The sequence below is a fragment of the Nocardia grenadensis NBRC 108939 genome, assembly GCF_001613445.1.
In the GTDB taxonomy this organism is placed as follows: Bacteria; Actinomycetota; Actinomycetes; order Mycobacteriales; family Mycobacteriaceae; genus Nocardia; species Nocardia grenadensis.
Map to the genome: position 1 here is coordinate 22,195 of NZ_BDCJ01000027.1, position 18,283 is coordinate 40,477.

Sequence of the window (18,283 nt, forward strand, 5' to 3'; positions counted from 1 at the left end):
GCCACTGTGACCATCCTCGGAATCGGCTTGGACCTGGTGACCATCTCCGAGTTCGCCGAACAGTTGGACCGTGCCGGAACGACCATGCTCAGGGAGAGTTTCACCGCCGGTGAGCGGCGCTACTGCCAGAGCAAGGCCACCGATCCGGCCCGTAGTTACGCGGCGCGGTGGGCGGCGAAGGAGGCGGTGCTCAAGGCCTGGGCCGCGTCGCGCTTCGCCCGCCGCCCGCAGATCGGGGACAACCCGTACCCGTTGATCGAGGTCGTCAATGACGCCTGGGGCCGGCCGAGCATCAAACTGCACGGCCTGGCCGCGGAATTCCTGCCGCGGGTGCGGGTGCACCTGTCACTCACCCACGACGGTGACACGGCGGCCGCGATGGTGGTGCTGGAGGATCCGGGTGAACTGGCCGACCTGATCGAGGGTCGGTCACCGGAGAACTGAACCGGAAACGACGAACGGCCCGGAGCGCGAGGGCGGGTTCACGCGATCGTCGCAACACTCTCGATTGAGAGGTTGCGGCGATCGTGTTGTTTCAATTCCAGCCGAGCGTTTACGTGATCTACTGACCACCTGAAGACCGGGCAGTGTCGCAACGACTCCTAGAACCCGCCCCATGCTCCAGGCCGCATCGGGCTAGCGCTGGCTGGCGGTGCGGGATTCCTTCTCCGCGACCAGGAGATAGGCGACCATGAGCCGTTTGAGCTCGGCGACCGCGTCGGCGTGGCTCTGCTCGTCCTGCACCGAGAAGTTCATCATCGAATAGACCACGTGCACCAGCACCTCGGCCATCATGGTGCGCCGGGCCCGCGGTGTGCGCGGAGTGAGCGGGCGCAGCATCTGCGAGACGACCTCGGCGAATTCCTTCTCGTGGATGGCGCCGGTAGCCCGGGTGGACGGCGTGGACTGCATGGCCAGCCACACTTCGCGCCGGGACGGGTCGGTCATCCACAGGTTGGCCAGATGATCGACGAACTGGTTCATATGCCGCAGCCAGTCCAGTGACGGGATCTCGCCGTGGAAATCGGCGAGCTCCTGCGATACCGCCACCAGGTCCTGCCGGTTCAATTCGCAGACGATCACATACTTGTTGGCGAAGAACTGGTAGAGCGTGCCGATGGGCACTTCGGCGCGGGCCGCGACTTCTTCGCAGGTGAACGATTCGAAACCGACTTCCACCAGCAGTTCGCGTGAGGCCTGCAGCAGTGCGTCGAATTTCCGCTTGCTGCGTTCCTGGGTCGGACGCCGGCGTGGCATCAGCTCTTGCGGGTCGTCCTGGAGCTCCAGCGCAGGGTCCGGACGCCGTTTGGCCCTGGCCTCCGTCCGTACGTTCACCTGTCCCAGGCTAGCGGTAGCGGGAACGCCGTGGTGCGGAGTATGGAACTGTCACGGCGAGTCTGTCATGTCTCACACTCGCGATACCGCCGATCCGGGCCGGGCAACACTCGCTCCGGCGGCCCGGATCGGCGGGACGCGGATCAATTCCGGGTGCGCCCGCGGTACAGGACCAGGGCCGCGAGGTAGGACATCGCCGCGATGGCACCCCACCAGGCGAGTGCGAGTACCGCGCTGTTGCCGATGGGGGCGCCGACGAGGAGCCCGCGCAGGGTTTCGATGACCGGTGTGACCGGCTGGTGTTCGGCGAAGCCGCGCAGCCAGCCCGGCATGGTCTCCGGCGGCACGAACGCACTGCTGATGTAGGGGATGAACATCGCGAAGATGGTGAACCCGTTGGCGGCCTCCGGGCTACTGGCGATCAATCCGAAGCAGGCCGACATCCAGGACAGCGCCAGTACCACGAGGGCGAGGAGCCCGGCCGCGGCGAGCCAGCGCAGCGGGTCGGCGGTGGGCCGGAAACCGATGGTCAGTGCGACGCCGACCACGACCGTGGTGGCGGCCATATTGCGCAGCAGGCTCTCGGCGATGTGCCCGGTGAGGAACGCGGACCGGCTGATGGCCATGGTGGAGAACCGGTCCACGATGCCCTCGGTGATATCGACCGAGACACCGACCGCGGTGGTGGAGGCGCCGAAACTGGCGCACAGCAGGATGATTCCGGGGACCACGTAGTCGACGAAGGTGCTGTCGCCGACGTTCATGGCACCACCGAAGACGTAGACGAACATCAGCAGGATCATGATCGGCAACGCGAGCGTGCTGATGAGCGAGTCCGGGCTACGTAGTGTATGGCGCATATTGCGGGCGGTCATGGTCACCGCGTCCTGCGCGGAGTGGGCGAGAGTGGTCACGAGCGTGGCTTTCTGTGCGGGACGGCGGCGGTCAGGAGGCAGCCGGAAGCGGGGCGGCGGGCCGGCTGGTGAGTGCGAAGAACACATCGTCGAGGTCGGGCGTGTGCACGCTGAGTTCTTCGACGGTGAGGTCGAGTTCGGTGAACCGGTCGAGCAGATGTTTGAGATGGGCGACCGAGCCGTCGGAGGGGATCTGCAGGGTCAGCTCGGCGGGGTCGATCTCGGGGTGGCCGGAGGTCCGGGCGGCGGCCGTCAGATCCGTGAGGTCGGCGAAGCGGAAGCGGATATGGCCGCCGGGGGTGAGCCGCTTGAGTTCGGCCGGGGTGCCGTCCGCGACGATGCGGCCCTCGTGCAGGACCGCGATCCGGTCGGCCAGCCGGTCGGCTTCCTCGAGGTACTGGGTGGTGAGGAAAACGGTGACGCCGTCGTCCACCAGTTCCCGGATCACCGTCCACAGTTCACGGCGGCTGCGCGGGTCGAGTCCGGTGGTGGGCTCGTCCAGGAAGACCACCTCCGGACGTCCCATCAGGCTCATGGCCAGGTCGAGGCGGCGGCCCATACCGCCGGAGTAGGTGTTCGCCGGACGGTTCGCGGCGTCGGTGAGGTCGAAGCGCTCGAGTAGTTCGGCCGTGCGCTGCCGGGTGGCGGATCTGCCCAGGTGCAGCAGGTGCCCGACCATGTGCAGGTTCTCGGCCCCGGTGAGCACCTTGTCGAGCGCGGCGTACTGGCCGGTGACTCCGATGGTCGCGCGGACGCGGTCGGGTTCACGGACCACATCGTGGCCGGCCACCCGGATCGTTCCGCTGTCCGGGGCGGTCAGGGTGGCGAGGATGCGCACCATGGTGGTTTTCCCGGCGCCGTTGGGGCCGAGCAGGGAGAACACCGATCCGGTCGCGATTTCGAGGTCGATACCGGCGAGGACGTGATGGTCGCCGAAGGTCTTGGTGAGGCCGGCCAGGGAGATGGCGGGTGGTGCGGTCATGTGTCGACTCCGTCCCGAAACTGCGTGTTCAGTAAACTGTATATGACATAAATTCTGTTTAAACAGTACACAGTTCGGGGTGGAGCGCAAGCCGTGTACTCCGGGTGGTGTAGTAGGTGCTCGAGTACGACGCCACCGGCCGGACCGGCCGGCGCCGGCGCGTGGGTGACGCTGCCCGCCGCCGCGGACCGCAACGGGAAGGAAGTCGATGGCGAGAGCCGGCGCAGGTGCGGACGGGCCCGGCCCGGAAACGGATCCACCAGGCGAGAAGAACACCGGTCCGTGGGCCGCGGGCCAGGACAGCCCGCCGCTGTCCAAGGCCGTAGAACTGATGTGGGGGCTCGCGCCGACCGGCACCCGAGGTCCGCGGCGCGGACTGAGCCTGGAACAGATCGTCGACACCGCCATCGAACTCGCCGACGAAGAAGGGTTCGAAGCCCTCTCGATGAACAAGGTCGCCGAGCGGCTGGGCTTCACGGCGATGTCGCTGTACCGCTATGTGGACAGCAAGGCGACACTGCTCGAGGTCGCATTGGACCGAGTGGTCGGCATGCCCCCGGAGATTCCGCCGGGTACGCCGTGGCGCGAGGCGCTGGAACTGTGGGCACGGGCGGAATACCAGGTCATCAGCCGGCATACCGGCTGGCTGAATGTGCGGATGAGCGCGCCGCCGCTGGGACCCAACAATATGGCCTGGCTGGAGGCGGGCCTGGCCGCGCTGGGCGGAACCCGGATACCCGAGGCACTGAAACTACAGCTGGTGATGAACCTGTCGCTGTACATCATCGGCCGGGCCCGACTGGCCGCGGAGATCAAGGCGGAAGAAGAAGGATCGGAGGGAGATTGGGGCATCATCGACCGGCTGGACCCCGGCCGGTTCCCCGCCCTCACCGCGGCCGTGCGGGCCCAGGCCTTCGAACAGGACGACCAGCAGTGGGCGACCCTGTTCTTCGATACCGGACTGGGGCTGCTGCTCGACGGCTACGAGCGGCTGATCGCCTCCTATGAATGACCACCCGGGCCGCACCGGGTGGCCACGGATCAGATCGAGAGATCGCGGCGCAGCTTGGCGACGTGCCCGGTCGCGCGGACGTTGTACTGCGCCACCTCGATCTTCCCCGCCTCGTCGACAAGGAAGGTCGAGCGGATGACGCCCGTCACCTTCTTTCCGTACATGGTCTTCTCGCCGAAGGCCCCCCATTCGGTGAGCACCGTGCGGTCGGGGTCGGACAGCAGCGGGAAGTTCAGCTTCTCGGCGTCCCGGAACTTGGCGAGCTTGGCCGGTTTGTCGGGGGAGATACCGATCACCTCGAGGCCGGCGGAGTTCAGTTCGCCGAGGTTGTCCCGGAAATCACAGGCCTGTTTCGTGCATCCGGGGGTGCTCGCTGCGGGGTAGAAGTACACCACGACCTTGCGGCCGCGGTAGCCGGCGAGCGATACCTCGTTGCCGTCGGCATCGGAGAGGGTGAAATCGGGTGCCGGGTCGCCGGGGGAGAGTCGCTGGTTGTCGGTCACCCTCGCTACCGTAATCGACTCGCCGTGTTCCCGGCCGCGCACTCGTCGCGGCGGTCCGACCGGGAAGGGGCTGCCCCTGCGGTGTGCCGCCCGGCCCGGTCTCCGGGGCCACGCATCGTGCGGATCGCGGGCGGGGATGAACAACCGGCGAGCGCGGGGGGCGCGGATACACTCGAGCGCGGGCCCGGCCCCGGCCGATCCGCGGACGACAGTGGCCCAGGGGTGGAACATCGCCGCCTACGAGCGCGGCAGACCAGTTACAGGAGGCGTGAAGGTGGCAAAGGATACCGAGCGGATCGAGCAGGAGATCGAGGCCGCGCGGGAGCGGTTGGCCAGCACTCTCGACGAGATCGCCGTGCGGGCCGATCCGCAGCGGATCGCGGAGGGGACCAAGCAGCTGGCGCTGGCGAAGGTGAACGAGCCGAAGGTGAAGTACACCCTGATCGGTATCGGCGCGCTGGTGGCCGGTGCGCTGCTGTTCAAGATCCTGCGCTGATCCGGGAATCGGCCCGGAATGCAGAACACCCGGTGACAGAAGCTCTGTCACCGGGTGTTCGTGCGCAGTACCCGCGGATCAGACGGTGGGGCAAGCGAACCCGTCGCCGTCCGGATCCAGGTGGGGAGCGAAACCGGGCTCACCGCGGAAGATCGGCGCCCGACCCGCGGCGCGTGCTTCGTCACAGTTCTTGAAGGCACCGCCGGCCGAACCGGTCTGCGTCAGCTGAGCCGAACCTGTCGCGCCCAGCACGGCGTCGGCCGCGGAGGAACCGGTGCCTGCCAGGGAGGGCAGTCCGATCGGGCCGGCGGCGCTCGCGGCGGGAGCGGCCAGAAGAGTCAGCCCCGCGGCGGCGGCGCTGACATAGAGCTGGCGTACGTTCATGAATTCCTCTATGTCTGCTGGGGAGTGGATCTGCGTTCGACGAGAACGCGCGGCTTCCACTGTTGTGAGGGGCGGGTCGATTGTCAACTCGTATGGCCTGGATAAGACAGGGGAAAATGGATGCGGAGTTGGGTACTCCCCGGATGCTGTGGCGCACCGCGCCGGAGTGGCGAAGTTCTCGCGCCGTCAGGGGAGGTTTCGCCGTGGACAAGACACTGTGATAGGGATTCTGCTATGTCCGAGGCTCGTACTCCGCTGCTGTTACTCGACTCGTCCCGGGTCGGCCGGAGAAAGAGATAGGTCGGAGAAAGCAGTTGTTGCGAATCAAGGACAGTGACGTCACCGGTGGCCCGTCCGCGCCACCTCCCGCGGCCGCGGCCCGCCCGGCCGATTACCGGCTGGATCTGGACGGCCTGCGCGGGATAGCGATCGCCCTGGTCGTCGCGTTCCACGTGTGGTACGGCAAGGTCTCCGGCGGAGTCGATATCTTCCTGGTCCTGTCGGGCTTCTTCTACACCGGCATGCTGCTGCGTCAGGTGGAACGGACCGGCGCGGTGGGACTGCGGCAGACGGCGGTGCGGACCGCCCGCCGGCTGCTACCGGCCCTGATGGTGGTGCTGGCCCTGGTGGCGGTCGTCACTGTGCTGTACCGGCCGTATTCGACCTGGGCCAATATGTCCGGTCAGACCATCGCCACCGCCTTCTACTACCAGAACTGGTACCTGGCGCAGGCCTCCGAAAGCTATCTGGCCGCCGACCCCTCGGTGAGCCCGCTGCAGCATATGTGGTCGATGGCGGTACAGGGCCAGTTCTACCTCGCCATCGCGATACTGCTGGCGGTGCTCGGCTGGGTGTGCGTCCGGCTGGGCCGCGTCTCGGCGGTGCGGCCGGCGATCGCGGTACTGGCGCTGGTCCTGGGCACCGGCTCCTTCGTCTATGCCGCCGTGTGGTCGACCGTGTCCCAGGAATGGACCTACTACGACAGCGCCGCCCGCGCCTGGGAGTTGCTGACAGGTGCGCTGCTGGCCGCCGTGCTGCCCTGGCTGCGGATCACCGCGGGCCGGGCCGCGCGCGTCCTGCTGACGCTGCTCGCCGCCGCCGGACTCGCAGCGGTGCTCGTATGCGGAATGCTCTTCGACGGCGCCCGCCAGTTCCCGGGGCCGGCCGCGTTGTTCCCGGTGGGCGCGGCGGTGGCGCTGATCGTCGCCGGTGTCCGCACCGAGAACGGCTGGCGGTCGGTCGTCTCGCGACTGCTCGCGTCCCGCCCGATGGTCGAATTGGGGTCCATCGCCTATTCGCTGTACCTGTGGCACTGGCCGCTGCTCATCTACTACCTGGTGGAGACCGGGAAACCGCATGCCGGCCTCAGCGGCGGCCTGCTGGTCATCTCGGCGTCGCTGGTGCTGGCGGTGCTGACCAACAAGTTCGTCGAGGAGCCGCTGCGGTTGCGTTCCGGACGGGCCACGGTGACCCCGGTCTGGCAGCGTCGCATCCCGGCCGTGGCGGTGAGCCTGGTAGGGGCGCTCGTTCTCGGCTCCTGCATCTCATGGCAGGTGGTGATGGCCCGCACACCCTCCGAACCGGTGGAGGCGCTACCGGTGAACGATTACCCGGGTGCGGAGGCGCTGTTCGCCGGCGCGGCCGTCCCGGTGGCGAAACTGCGTCCGTCCATCCTGGAGGCGTCCAACGATCTGCCGGCCCCCACCCGCGACGGCTGTATCTCCGACTGGTTCAACAAAGAGGTCGTGACCTGCACCTACGGCGACCCCAACGGGTCGCGGACCATCGCCATGGTCGGTAACTCGCACGCCGAGCACTGGATGCCCGCCATGGACGCGTTGGCCCAGGTGCACGACATCAAGGTCGTCGTCTATCTGAAGATGGGTTGTTCACTAAACATCCGTGACGACGCCCAGTACCGCGGCCTGGATATCTCCGATTGCCGCGACTGGTCCCGGCAGGTGATCGACCTGCTCGCGTCCGACCCGCCGGATTGGGTGTTCACCACCGCCACCGCGCCCATCTGGCCCAGCGGCGGCGACGTGGTCCCGGCCGAGTACCTGGATGTGTGGGCGGCGCTGGCCGAACGCCACCTGAATGTGCTCGCCATCCGCGACACCCCGTGGCTGCGCAGCCCGACCGGTGTTCGCTACAGCGCCGTGGATTGCCTGGCCGCCGGTGGTGACAGCGCCACCTGCGGTATGCAGCGTGCGACCGCGCTGGCACCGGTGAACCCGGCGCTGGTGCATGCCGCGGCGTTCCCGAACATGCGGCTGCTGGATCTCACCGATTCGGTGTGCGGACCGGAGATCTGCCGGGTGGTGGAAGGCAATGTGCTCGTCTATCACGACGAGCACCATCTCAGCGCGAGCTACGCCCGGACCCTCGCTCCGGAGCTGGAGCGGCAGGTCGGGGCGGCCACCGGCTGGTGGTGAGACCCGGACGCCGGTGTACTGCTCCCACCAGCTCGTCCGGTATGCGGCCTACGTGACCTGCTCGGTCACATAGGCCGCGAGGTCGGTGGGGGAGTGGAGCGATTGTCACCACGGGGCGACCGGTGGTTTCACCCAGAGCAGCTTCTCGTCGGTATGGTGCCGCGCGGCCGCCGGATGGTCGGGATGCCGCGCCGCCCATGCCGCTTTTTCGTCCAGCAGACGTGCCACCGAACGCCAGGTCTCCTCGGTGCCCGGTGGGTTGGCGCCGGCCGCCCGGGCGAGTTTGCGCCGCACCGCGGCGGCGATGCCGAGCAGTTCGGAGCCCGAGATGTCCCGGTCCCACAGATAGCCGGCCAGCTGCCGCGCCTTGGCGGCCCGGCCGGCCTCCGCGGCCGGGGAGTGCGCGTAATCGGCCATGAGCAAGTGTAAAAGGTTCGCGGAATCCGGAATCAGGAGAACGGTATCCGCCTCCGCCGCCCGACGCGTGGCGGTCCGAGCCGAAAATGCGCGATGCCGCCCGGATCGGACGGCATCGCGCACCCACCTCATTGTGGTTTCCCGCCGGTTCGGCGGGCTGCCGCGATCGTGCGTCGTTGCACGGCGCGGACGATCTGCGGGGGTAGCGGCCGTGGCCTGGGACGACGTTGTCCCGGGCCGGGATGTCCGGGACCCTCACCACTGGTCCCGTCATCCGGGGTTCCGCCGCGGCCGGCGCACCGTTGCGCCACCCCGCCGATCATGAAATTTTCCCGGGGTCACGTACCGGACCCATCTCCGCCGGCCGCTTCTCCCGAGAGTCGGCCTTGTCGGCCGGGGCCCGCCCCCGGTTCTGGAGCGACTGAGCGGCGGCGTTGAAGAACCGGGGTCACAGGGCCCCGGCCCGCCCCGCCGAAGGCGGGGCAGACAACTCAGTACGCGCCGTTGACGTTGTCCATGGAGCCGTAACGGTGGGCGGCGTAGTTGCAGGCCGCCGCGATATTGGAGACCGGGTTCCACACATCGAACGGGGTGCCGGGCACGTGGTACGCGGCGAAGGTGGGGTCGATCACCTGGAGCAGGCCCTTGGAGGGGATGCCCATCATGGCGTTGGAGTCCCACAGGTTGATGGCGCCCGGGTCACCCGAGGATTCCCGCAGGATGTTGCGCTTGATGCCGTCGAAACTGCCGGGGATCCCGTTCGCGGCCATGATGTCCATGGCTTCTTGAATCCAGCCGTCCAGGTTGTTGGGGTACACCGGAGCGGGCGCCGGCACGGGTGCCGCTTCGGGGGCGGGGGCCGGAGCCGGAACAGCCAGCGCTTCGGGGACCGGCGCCGGAGCCGGGATGATCTCGGCCTGCGCGGCGGGCGCGGCGATAGCGGTCGCTTCGTTGGTCACGGGGGCGGGCGCCTGCTCGGCGACCATGGCAACCCGGTTGGCGGAGCTGTCGTCGGCCATGGAGGCCGCGGAGGATGCGGTGACGGCGACGATGCCGGCCGAGGCGAGGGCGAAGCCGAAGACTTCACGTTTGGTACGACGGCGCAGGCTGGTGAAACTGTGGGAAGGCATGATCGGATTCGGTTCCTTGTCGGTCTCGGGATCCGGCCCGGTTCGGGCAGCACGGATCTTCGGTGCGGACAGGTGGCCCGCGACCGGAAAACATGACTGTGCTGTTGTCGGGTTCTTTTGTGTGACACCGAACGCAGGCCGGTCCGGGTCCGGATGGCGCATATCGCGGCTACCGAGTGGTTTCCCGGTCCGTAGCGCCCGCAGGAACTCCACACTGTGGTGAAGTCGAGTGGACTCGAGTTCGACTATCGCGATACCGTTTGTGGTTGTCGCGCCGGCGAGTTTCGCGGTTGTTTCCAACCCTGTGTCCACAACTGCGCGGACTAGCCGAACTTCAGGTCGTTTATGACCGGATCTCAGAATGGTCACAGCAGGTGAACAGCGGGTAAACGGAGCCTGAGAAAATAATAAGTGCGATCTTGAAGCGGGAAATGAACACGTTGTATCGTCGCGACGACCTGGGGAAATGGTTCTAAACGTCTTGTGGTGCAGACCACAAAATTTCTGGTCGGTAACGGTGGATTCAGGTGCTCGTGACGGGTCCGTGATAGAAAACGGGGTGGTCGCGCCGGTGTAGGCGGGGGCGCGCGGCCCCGGCGCCGACCGGCTTTCCGATGGCGGCGTGCTCCGGGGGTGGAACGGCGCCGCGGCGAAATGGTGTGATGAGGTCCTGCAGGCCCGGCGGCCGGGTCGCCGCCGAGCCGGACCGATATCGGAAAGAGGGCCCGCGATGTACTCGACGCCGAGTTATCCGCAGCTGTTCACCCCGCTCCAGGTCGGACACACCACACTGCGCAACAGGGTGGTCATGGGATCCATGCACACCGGCCTGGAGGACCGGGCCTGGGATACGAACCGGCTGGCCGCCTACTTCGCCGAACGTGCCCGAGGTGGCGTCGGCCTGATCATCACCGGTGGTTACGCCCCCGATCGCACCGGATGGTTGTTGCCGTTCGGGGCGAAACTGACCAACCGCACCGAGGCCTACCGTCATCGGACGATCACGCGCGCGGTGCACGAGGCCGGCGGCAAGATCGCGCTGCAGATCCTGCACGCCGGGCGCTATGCCTATGTTCCCGGCAGCGTGTCCGCCTCTTCGATCAAGGCGCCGATCAATCCGTTCCGGCCCCGCGCTCTTTCCGACCGTGGAATTCGGCGGACGATCGACGATTACGTCCGGTGCGCAGAACTGGCCCGTTTCGCAGGATACGACGGGGTCGAAATAATGGGTGGGGAGGGTTATTTCATAAATCAATTCCTCGCCCCGCGTACGAATAAACGAACCGATCGCTGGGGCGGTTCCGCCGAGAATCGCCGGCGGCTCGCGGTGGAGATCGTCCGGCGCACTCGAGCGGCGGTCGGGACAGATTTTCTGATCGTATTCCGTTTGTCGATGGCGGAATTGGTGGAGGACGGGCAGACATTCGACGAGATCCGCGCGCTCGCCCGGGAATTGGAGAGTGCGGGCGTCGATATTCTCAATACGGATATCGGCTGGCACGAAGCGCGAGTGCCCACGATCGTGACATCGGTGCCGCGGGCAGCCTTCGTCGACTTCACCGCGAAGATCACCGCGGCGGTGGGGATCCCGGTATGCGCGTCGAACCGTATCAATATGCCCGAGATCGCCGAGGAGATCCTGACCCGCGGCGACGCCCAGCTCATCTCCATGGCCAGGCCACTGCTGGCCGACCCGGAATGGGCCGACAAGGCCGCGACCGGCCGCACCGATGAGATCAATACCTGTATCGCCTGCAACCAGGCATGTCTCGATCACGCCTTCCGGCACCGTACGGTGTCATGCCTGCTGAACCCACGGGCCGGGCGGGAAACCGAGCTCATCCTGCTGCCCACCCGGCGCGCCAAGAGCATCGCGGTGGTCGGGGCCGGGCCGGCCGGACTCTCGGCGGCGGTGAACCTGGCCGAGCGTGGCCACCGGGTGGACCTGTTCGAGGCACTCGACCGGATCGGCGGCCAGTTCGATATCGCGCGCCGGATTCCGGGCAAAGAGGAGTTCGACGAGTCCATCCGCTATTTCACCCGGAAACTGGAACTCACCGGTGTGCAGGTGCATGTGAACACCCGGGTCACCGCGGCCGCACTGATCGACCGACGGTACGACGAGATCGTGCTGGCGACGGGGGTCCGGCCCCGCATCCCCGATATCCCGGGGATCGACCATCCGATGGTGCTCTCCTACGCGGAACTGGTGCGGGACGGCAGACCGGTGGGCGAGCGGGTCGCGGTGATCGGGGCGGGCGGAATCGGTTTCGATGTGAGCGAATACCTGGTCGTGGACGGGCATCCCACGCTGAAACCGGACGAGTGGCGCGCGGAGTGGGGGGTCGATACCGACGACGAACAGCTACCCGGGCAGTTGCGTGCCGCGCGCCCGGCGGCCGCGGCCCGCGAGGTCGTGCTGTTGCAGCGCAAGGACACGGCCTTCGGAAAAAGGCTCGGTAAGACGAGCGGCTGGGTCCATCGGGCGGCGCTGAGAGCCAAAGGGGTCGAGCAGATCGGCGGGGTGAACTACGAGCGTATCGACGACGAGGGGCTGCACATCAGTTTCGGTCCGAAGCGCGAGCGGCCCCGGGTGATCCCGGTCGACAATGTGATTGTCTGCGCCGGCCAGGAATCGGTGCGTGAGCTCGAATCGGAACTCACCGCCGCGGGGGTGCCGACACATCTGATCGGCGGTGCGGATCTGGCCGCCGAGCTCGACGCGAAGCGGGCGATCGAGCAGGGCACCCGGCTGGCCGCGCGGTTGTGAGGGCCACTCGATAATCGCTTTTCCGGCCCGGGGTGCGGCGGTAGGGTGGCGGCTTTGTGTCCGCGCCATGCAGGGGGGTGACCGTGTCGGCCACTGTGGGCGATCTCCAGGGCACCGCCGGTGTCTACCGGCGGCTCCTGGTGGCGGGGTTCCGCCGACAGTGGCGGTACAAACTGGCCATGCTCGGTGGGCTGTTCACCAACTGTGTGTTCGGTTTCGTCCGTGCCTCGGTGATGATCGCCGCCATCGACGCCACCGGTGGGTTCGCCGGATACGACGCGGGCACGATCGGCGCCTACGTCTGGATCTCCCAGGGGCTGCTCGGCGCGCTGCAGTTCATGGCCGCCGAACTGGAACTGGCCGAACGGATCCGCAACGGTGATATCGCCATCGACTTCCTGCGGCCGGTCGATGTGCAGCTGGGTAATCTCGCCGCCGACCTCGGCCGGGCGCTGTGCACATTGCTTCCGCGGGGGATACCGAGCCTGCTGGTCGGCGCGCTCACCTTCGGGCTGGTGTTACCCCGCACCCCCGAGTCCTATCTTCTCGGGCTGCTCAGTGTCGTTCTCGCCGCGGCCATCTCGTTCCTGTCCCTGTTCGTGCTCACCACCGCCGGATTCTGGGTCGTGGAGACCCGGGGACTGCGGACGCTTTATCAGGTCGGCGGCCCGTTCCTCGCCGGACTGTTCGTCCCGGTGCATGTCTTCCCGGACTGGCTGCGCGGTATCGCCGAGTGCACGCCGTTCCCCTCGATGTTGCAGGTGCCGGTGGATGTGCTGTCCGGCCGGGTGGTGGGCTGGGACGCGGCGCAACTGGTGGGCACACAGGTCTGCTGGCTGCTGGTCGTCCTGGCGGCGGGCCGGATGCTGCTGGCCGCGGGCCGGCGGAAACTGGAGGTGCAGGGTGGTTGAGACCGCCGTCCACCCACCGGCGAATCGGCGCGTGCCCGCCGGCGACCGATTGGCCCCCTACGCGGCGGTGTTGCGGTCCCGGATCCGGGCACAGCGCACCTACCGTCTGTCCTTCGCCGGCGATATGGCCGGGGCGACCATGGTCGGGCTGGCCGAATTCGCCGAGGTATGGCTGATCTTCCATCAGGCCAAGGTGCTGGGCGGTCTGGACCTGGACGCCGCGCTGCTGCTGTTCGGGCTGAGCAATCTGGCCTTCGCGCTGGCCCAGCTGGTGTTCGGGCACCTGGACAAACTGCCGAATCTCATCCGCCTCGGCCAACTCGACATCTACCACCTGCGCCCTCAGCCGGTACTGCTGCAATTGATCACCAGCGATTTCTCCTTACGCCGTCTGGCCCGGGCCACGGTCGCGCTGGTGGTGCTGATCGTCGGACTGGTACGCAACGAGATCGATTGGTCGGCGGCCTCCGTGGCGCTGATCGCACTGACGGTGGTGAGCGGTACCGTCCTGTTCGGCGGGCTGTTCGTGGTGGCCGCGGGCTGTCAGTTCTTCCTCATCGACGGGGCGGAGATGACCAACAGCTTCACCTACGGTGGATCCTTCGCGGCGACGCAGCCCGCGTCGATCTTTCCCACACCGTTGAAACTGCTGTTCTGCGTCGCGATACCGGTGGCGTTCACCGCCTACTTCCCGACCCTGGCACTACTGGATCTCCCCGGCCCTGCCGGAATACCGGCCTGGCTCGCCTGGTGCGCGCCGCTCGCGGCGGCATGGGCGTGGGTGCTGGCGTGGGTGATGTGGCGGATCGGGACGAGGCACTATCAGAGCGGCGGTGGCTGAGATGGGATACGGCGGCACAAAGAGCGATACGATCATTGAGGTCGACCGGCTGACCCGGTGTTTCACTCGCCGGACCGGGAAGGGGCTGCGCGCACGGCGCGAGGTGGTCACCGCGGTCGATGCCATGACCTTCCGGGTCGAGCGGGGCGCGGCGGTCGGCTACATCGGCGCCAACGGCGCCGGCAAGTCGACCACGATCAAAATGCTCACCGGCATCCTGGTGCCGACCTCCGGTTCGGTGCGCACCTGCGGGCTGGAACCCATTCGGCAGCGCCGGGAACTGGCGAGCCGGATCGGCGTCGTATTCGGGCAGCGTTCCCAGTTGTGGTGGGATCTGCCGCTGCGAGAATCGTTCACGATCCTGGCCGCGATCCACCGGCTCGAGCCCGCGGCCGGGCAGGCGCGCACCGCGGAGCTGGTCGACCAGCTGGAAATGGCCGATACGCTCGATACGCCGGTCCGGCAGTTGTCGCTGGGACAGCGGATGCGTGCCGAGGTCGCCGCGGCACTGTTGCACAGTCCGGAATTGATCATTCTCGACGAGCCCACCATCGGGCTGGATGTGCTCTCCAAACAGCGCCTGCGTGAATTTCTGCGGGCCGAACGCGCCCAACGCGGCACCAGCCTCATGCTGACCACCCACGATATGGGCGATATCGAGCGGCTCTGCGACCGGGTGCTGGTGGTGGATCACGGGCGATTGGCCTACGACGGCTCGCTACCCGGACTCGGGGCGACGGTGGGCGCGCAACGGGTGCTGGTTGTCGACCTCGCCGTACCCGCACCGGCCCTCGACGGCCTCGCGGGCGCCGACCTGGTCTCGGTCGAGGCGGAGGGTATGCGGCAGCGGCTGGCCTTCGACGCCGAGACGACCACCGCCGCGCAGTTGCTGGCCGAGGTGTCGGCTCGGGCCGAGGTGCGCGACCTCTCGATCGAGGAACCCGATATCGAGGATATCGTGCGGCGGCTCTACGAAACTGCCCGCTGAAAAGCGAGGTGCCGGGCCCCGACGGGACCCGGCACCGGCATGTCACCTACGAGCGTCACATCGCGGCATTGCCCGTTTTCCATTCCGCCCACGGGATGTTCCAGTCACCCAACCCGTCCGTACCGGGCAGGACCGGGCCGACCGTATTCGTCACGATGGCGATATCACCACGCTTGGCGGTGTTGTAGACCCATCGGGCGTCCTCGGGGCTGAGGTTGAGGCACCCGTGGCTGGTGTTGGTATTGCCCTGTGCGCCCAACGACCACGGCGCCGAGTGGAAGAAGATCCCGCTGTAGGACATCCGGGTGGCCCAGTCGACATCGGTGCGGTACCCGTCGGGCGAATTCACCGCGACGCCGTAGGTGGAGGAGTCCATGACGATATGCTCGTGCCGGTCGGCCAGGATGTACACCCCGTTGTTGGTGGGCGTGTCGTCCTTACCCATCGAGGTCGGCATGGTGCGGATGACCTGGCCGTTCTTCTCGACGGTGACCATCTTCGTATTGTCGTCGGCCTTGAAGACCACCGCGTCGCCGATGACGAAGTTCGAGTGGATGTCGTCCTGGCCGTAGAGCCCGTTGCCCAGATCCTTGCCGTAGACGTTCACATCGATCGTCACCTTGGTGCCCGCATTCCAGAAATGCTCGGGCCGCCACCGGACCTCACGATTGTTCACCCAGTAGAAGGCGCCCTCGACCGGCGGATCGGTCTTGATGGTGATGGCGTCCTGCGCGGCCTTGCGGTCGGGGATGTTCTCGTCGAACTGGACCGCCACCGGCTGACCTATACCGACCACTTCGCCCTCGCCGGGCACCAGGTACGGCTTGGTGACATTGCCGGGCGCGGTTGTGGTGAAACTCATACCGGCGGTGGACGCGCCACCCAGGCCGTTGGCCCGGGCCTGCAGGCGGTATGTCTTGCTGTAGCCGAGGGGCTCGGTGGTGGACCAGCTGCGGCCGTCGGCGGCCAGCTGCCCGGCCACCGGCTGATCGTCGGGGTTGAGCAGGGCTACTTCGGTGAACAGGCCATCGGTGATCTCGAACTTCATCCCCTCGGCCGGTGAGACGCCGATATCCCCGTCCTTGACCGGGGCCACGAGCTTGGGTTTGATGAGCTCTGTGAGGGGGTTGCGATCGATGGCGACGGTCCCGTCCGACGCCCCCGACGAGGAACAACCGGTCAGCGCCAGTACGACGAGCGCGACGAGCGCCAGCGGTCCGAAGAGCCAGCGGACCGGCCTGCGCCGATCACCAATATGCATATCAACCCCGTTTCAAGTCTCGGCGCACCCGCTACGCGCCGACGGCTTCGGATCCGACCGATCACCTGCTCACCTCGACCCACGGCAGCGGGATCGGTCGAGACCACGTTCATCATTCTGCCAGCCGCGCCGAGGTGATCCCAACCGCCACGATCACTTCCGGCGTCACGGCCCAACTACACATAGAGTTCCGGGCGCCGATCGTTACGGTGTCGGCCGGCTCACACCCGCCCGACGGGATATCGATTTCACTTCTGCGGCCCGAGCCTGTTAATGTCTGTCCCGCACCGCACAGCGGAGCACGCGCCATTAGCTCAATTGGCAGAGCAGCTGACTCTTAATCAGCGGGTTCGGGGTTCGAGTCCCTGATGGCGCACTTCGAGTCGAAAGACATTCTCCGACTATAGGGTTTGCGCTCCGTGTCCGTACATTCGACGGACCCAGACGTGATCAACCCGCTACCTCGCCGTATTTCGACCGTGGCTGCGGCCCGGTCACCGGCCCGTCGGCGGTACCCCGGCCGGTGCGCCGCGGATCCATTAGGGTGCGCGGTATGAGCGAGGCGGACGCGCGGGTGGGGCGCGGGCAGGTGGTCGCATGGGGGCTGTGGGACTGGGGGTCGGCCGCGTTCAACGCCGTGATCACCACCTTCGTTTTCGCGGTGTACCTCACCGACAGTGTCGGGGAGGATCTGCCGGGTGATGTCTCCGCCAGCGCCTGGCTGGGGTGGGCGCTGGGACTCGCCGGACTGGTCGTCGCACTGACCGCACCGGTCACCGGTCAGCGTTTCGACGCGACCGCGAATCGTAAACGTTCGCTCGGCATCATGACCGCTGTCGTCGTGGGCCTGACGGCGGCGATGTTCTTCGTCCGGGATCAGTACTCCTACCTGTGGCTCGGGCTGGTGTTGCTCGCCCTGGGGTCGGTGTTCCTCGAACTCGCGACCGTGCCCTACAACGCGATGCTGCGTCAGGTCTCGACTCCGGCCACGCTGGGCCGGGTGTCCGGATTCGGCTGGGCCATGGGCTACTTCGGCGGCATCTTCCTGCTGTTGATCTGTTATTTCGGGTTCATCGTCGGCGACGGCCCGGAACGGGGGCTGCTGGGGGTGAGCACCGAGGGCGGGCTGAACATCCGGCTGGTCGTGCTCCTGGCCGCCGTCTGGTTCGGTGTGTTCGCGCTGCCGGTGCTGTTCGCGGTGCCGGAGGTGCCGCGCACCCGGGCCGATCCCGGGGCGGCGAGCGCGGGACTGCTCGGCTCCTACCGGGTGCTGTGGCGCGATCTGAAAGAACTGTGGGCGCTCGATCGCACCGTTATCTGGTTCCTGCTGGCCAGCGCGATCTTCCGGGACGGCCTGGCCGGTGTCTTCGCGTTCGGCGCGGTGCTGGCCGTGCAGGTGTACGGGATCAGCGAATCCGATGTGCTGCTCTTCGGTATCTCGGCCAATGTGGTCGCCGCGCTCGGGGCGGTCGTGGCCGGCCGGTTCGACGATAGGGTCGGGCCGAAGCGGGTGATCGCGGTATCGCTGCTGTCGGCTGTGGTGTGCGGCGCGGTGCTGCTGGTGGTGTCGGGCGTCGTGATGTTCTGGATCTTCGGCCTGGCGCTGACTTTGTTCGTCGGCCCGGCGCAGGCGTCGGCGCGGTCCTTCCTCACCCGGCTGACACCGCCCGGGCGGGAGGGGCAGTTGTTCGGTCTCTACACCACGACCGGGCGGGCCGCCTCGTTCCTCGCACCCACCCTGTTCGGCCTGTTCGTCTGGGGTTTCGGGACGGACCGGGCCGGTATCGGCGGGCTGCTGGTGGTGCTGGGAGCGGGGCTCGTGGCCCTGCTGTTCGTACCGTCACCGAACGCTTCGGGCAGTAAGGAGCCGGTGCAGGCACCGGCGGCCTGACGCGGGCCCGGCG

The 18,283-nt window shown here is 67.3% G+C and carries 17 protein-coding genes and 1 tRNA gene; 10 read left to right on the forward strand and 8 right to left on the reverse strand.

All coding sequences use genetic code 11. From position 1 onward, the window contains the following. Positions 1 to 6 precede the first annotated feature (6 nt). On the forward strand, positions 7 to 444 hold the full coding sequence (gene acpS, locus NGR01S_RS25850) for a holo-ACP synthase AcpS (RefSeq protein ID WP_063041289.1): 438 nt from the start codon (positions 7 to 9) through the stop codon (positions 442 to 444). A 192-nt stretch (positions 445 to 636) separates the two neighbouring features. On the opposite strand, the gene NGR01S_RS25855 is transcribed toward acpS, so the two are convergent. From NGR01S_RS25855 to NGR01S_RS25865, 3 genes are all read right to left on the reverse strand, one after another. Continuing rightward, complete coding sequence (locus NGR01S_RS25855) at positions 637 to 1,257, reverse strand: TetR/AcrR family transcriptional regulator (protein ID WP_051715520.1); 621 nt, start codon at positions 1,255 to 1,257, stop codon at positions 637 to 639. A gap of 221 nt (positions 1,258 to 1,478) precedes the next feature. Continuing rightward, entirely contained in the window at positions 1,479 to 2,210 is a 732-nt protein-coding gene (locus NGR01S_RS25860; protein ID WP_063041332.1) for an ABC transporter permease, read from the reverse strand. 70 nt (positions 2,211 to 2,280) lie between these two features. Next, positions 2,281 to 3,231: an ATP-binding cassette domain-containing protein gene (locus NGR01S_RS25865; RefSeq protein ID WP_063041291.1), complete on the reverse strand. Its 951-nt coding sequence runs from the start codon at positions 3,229 to 3,231 to the stop codon at positions 2,281 to 2,283. Positions 3,232 to 3,439: 208 nt separating this feature from the next. Here NGR01S_RS25865 and NGR01S_RS25870 point away from each other — a divergent pair, with 208 nt between their 5' ends. After that, on the forward strand, positions 3,440 to 4,243 hold the full coding sequence (locus tag NGR01S_RS25870) for a TetR/AcrR family transcriptional regulator (protein ID WP_245664778.1): 804 nt from the start codon (positions 3,440 to 3,442) through the stop codon (positions 4,241 to 4,243). Between the two features lie 29 nt (positions 4,244 to 4,272). Here NGR01S_RS25870 and bcp read toward each other — a convergent pair whose 3' ends face one another. Then, entirely contained in the window at positions 4,273 to 4,746 is a 474-nt protein-coding gene (bcp, locus tag NGR01S_RS25875; RefSeq protein ID WP_063041293.1) for a thioredoxin-dependent thiol peroxidase, read from the reverse strand. 274 nt (positions 4,747 to 5,020) lie between these two features. Here bcp and NGR01S_RS25880 point away from each other — a divergent pair, with 274 nt between their 5' ends. Then, positions 5,021 to 5,242, forward strand: a complete 222-nt coding sequence (locus NGR01S_RS25880; RefSeq protein ID WP_039823189.1) for a DUF3618 domain-containing protein — start codon at positions 5,021 to 5,023, stop codon at positions 5,240 to 5,242. Between the two features lie 78 nt (positions 5,243 to 5,320). Here the strand turns inward: NGR01S_RS25880 and NGR01S_RS25885 are convergent, their stop codons facing one another. Then, complete coding sequence (locus NGR01S_RS25885; RefSeq protein WP_039823171.1) at positions 5,321 to 5,626, reverse strand: excalibur calcium-binding domain-containing protein; 306 nt, start codon at positions 5,624 to 5,626, stop codon at positions 5,321 to 5,323. A gap of 317 nt (positions 5,627 to 5,943) precedes the next feature. On the opposite strand from NGR01S_RS25885, the gene NGR01S_RS25890 reads away from it, so the two are divergent. Next, the gene (locus NGR01S_RS25890; RefSeq protein ID WP_245664779.1) at positions 5,944 to 8,061 is read left to right on the forward strand and encodes an acyltransferase family protein; all 2,118 of its coding nucleotides are present in this window, start codon (positions 5,944 to 5,946) and stop codon (positions 8,059 to 8,061) included. Between the two features lie 105 nt (positions 8,062 to 8,166). On the opposite strand, the gene NGR01S_RS25895 is transcribed toward NGR01S_RS25890, so the two are convergent. Together NGR01S_RS25895 and NGR01S_RS25900 are read right to left on the reverse strand one after the other, a co-directional pair. Beyond that, on the reverse strand, positions 8,167 to 8,478 hold the full coding sequence (locus NGR01S_RS25895) for a hypothetical protein (protein WP_063041294.1): 312 nt from the start codon (positions 8,476 to 8,478) through the stop codon (positions 8,167 to 8,169). A gap of 491 nt (positions 8,479 to 8,969) precedes the next feature. After that, positions 8,970 to 9,608: a transglycosylase SLT domain-containing protein gene (locus NGR01S_RS25900; protein WP_063041338.1), complete on the reverse strand. Its 639-nt coding sequence runs from the start codon at positions 9,606 to 9,608 to the stop codon at positions 8,970 to 8,972. A 730-nt stretch (positions 9,609 to 10,338) separates the two neighbouring features. Between NGR01S_RS25900 and NGR01S_RS25905 the strand changes: the two genes are divergently transcribed. The 4 genes from NGR01S_RS25905 to NGR01S_RS25920 all read left to right on the forward strand — a co-directional run bounded on the left by NGR01S_RS25905 (position 10,339) and on the right by NGR01S_RS25920 (position 15,118). After that, complete coding sequence (locus NGR01S_RS25905; RefSeq protein ID WP_063041296.1) at positions 10,339 to 12,378, forward strand: NADPH-dependent 2,4-dienoyl-CoA reductase; 2,040 nt, start codon at positions 10,339 to 10,341, stop codon at positions 12,376 to 12,378. 83 nt (positions 12,379 to 12,461) lie between these two features. Further along, the gene (locus NGR01S_RS25910) at positions 12,462 to 13,289 is read left to right on the forward strand and encodes an ABC transporter permease (protein WP_245664780.1); all 828 of its coding nucleotides are present in this window, start codon (positions 12,462 to 12,464) and stop codon (positions 13,287 to 13,289) included. Then, positions 13,282 to 14,130, forward strand: a complete 849-nt coding sequence (locus tag NGR01S_RS25915; protein WP_245664781.1) for an ABC transporter permease — start codon at positions 13,282 to 13,284, stop codon at positions 14,128 to 14,130. The genes NGR01S_RS25910 and NGR01S_RS25915 overlap by 8 nt, the downstream gene beginning before the upstream one ends. A gap of 1 nt (position 14,131) precedes the next feature. Beyond that, a complete protein-coding gene (locus tag NGR01S_RS25920; protein ID WP_063041302.1) occupies positions 14,132 to 15,118 on the forward strand; it encodes an ABC transporter ATP-binding protein in 987 nt (328 codons plus the stop codon). A gap of 55 nt (positions 15,119 to 15,173) precedes the next feature. On the opposite strand, the gene NGR01S_RS25925 is transcribed toward NGR01S_RS25920, so the two are convergent. After that, positions 15,174 to 16,379, reverse strand: coding sequence for a L,D-transpeptidase (locus tag NGR01S_RS25925; protein ID WP_063041304.1), 1,206 nt, complete (start codon positions 16,377 to 16,379; stop codon positions 15,174 to 15,176). Between the two features lie 303 nt (positions 16,380 to 16,682). Here NGR01S_RS25925 and NGR01S_RS25930 point away from each other — a divergent pair. Next, positions 16,683 to 16,755, forward strand: a tRNA-Lys gene (locus NGR01S_RS25930). Between the two features lie 177 nt (positions 16,756 to 16,932). Beyond that, positions 16,933 to 18,270, forward strand: coding sequence for an MFS transporter (locus NGR01S_RS25935; RefSeq protein ID WP_063041306.1), 1,338 nt, complete (start codon positions 16,933 to 16,935; stop codon positions 18,268 to 18,270). Positions 18,271 to 18,283 lie beyond the last annotated feature (13 nt).

Coding starts and splice junctions, on each gene's coding strand:
- NGR01S_RS25920 (WP_063041302.1), top strand. CDS start 14,132: ATGGGATACGGCGGCACAAAGAGCGATACGATCATTGAGGTCGACCGG.
- NGR01S_RS25895 (WP_063041294.1), bottom strand. CDS start 8,478: ATGGCCGATTACGCGCACTCCCCGGCCGCGGAGGCCGGCCGGGCCGCC.
- NGR01S_RS25885 (WP_039823171.1), bottom strand. CDS start 5,626: ATGAACGTACGCCAGCTCTATGTCAGCGCCGCCGCCGCGGGGCTGACT.
- NGR01S_RS25905 (WP_063041296.1), top strand. CDS start 10,339: ATGTACTCGACGCCGAGTTATCCGCAGCTGTTCACCCCGCTCCAGGTC.
- NGR01S_RS25865 (WP_063041291.1), bottom strand. CDS start 3,231: ATGACCGCACCACCCGCCATCTCCCTGGCCGGCCTCACCAAGACCTTC.
- NGR01S_RS25925 (WP_063041304.1), bottom strand. CDS start 16,379: ATGCATATTGGTGATCGGCGCAGGCCGGTCCGCTGGCTCTTCGGACCG.
- NGR01S_RS25935 (WP_063041306.1), top strand. CDS start 16,933: ATGAGCGAGGCGGACGCGCGGGTGGGGCGCGGGCAGGTGGTCGCATGG.
- NGR01S_RS25900 (WP_063041338.1), bottom strand. CDS start 9,608: ATGCCTTCCCACAGTTTCACCAGCCTGCGCCGTCGTACCAAACGTGAA.
- NGR01S_RS25855 (WP_051715520.1), bottom strand. CDS start 1,257: ATGCCACGCCGGCGTCCGACCCAGGAACGCAGCAAGCGGAAATTCGAC.
- NGR01S_RS25870 (WP_245664778.1), top strand. CDS start 3,440: ATGGCGAGAGCCGGCGCAGGTGCGGACGGGCCCGGCCCGGAAACGGAT.
- NGR01S_RS25860 (WP_063041332.1), bottom strand. CDS start 2,210: ATGACCGCCCGCAATATGCGCCATACACTACGTAGCCCGGACTCGCTC.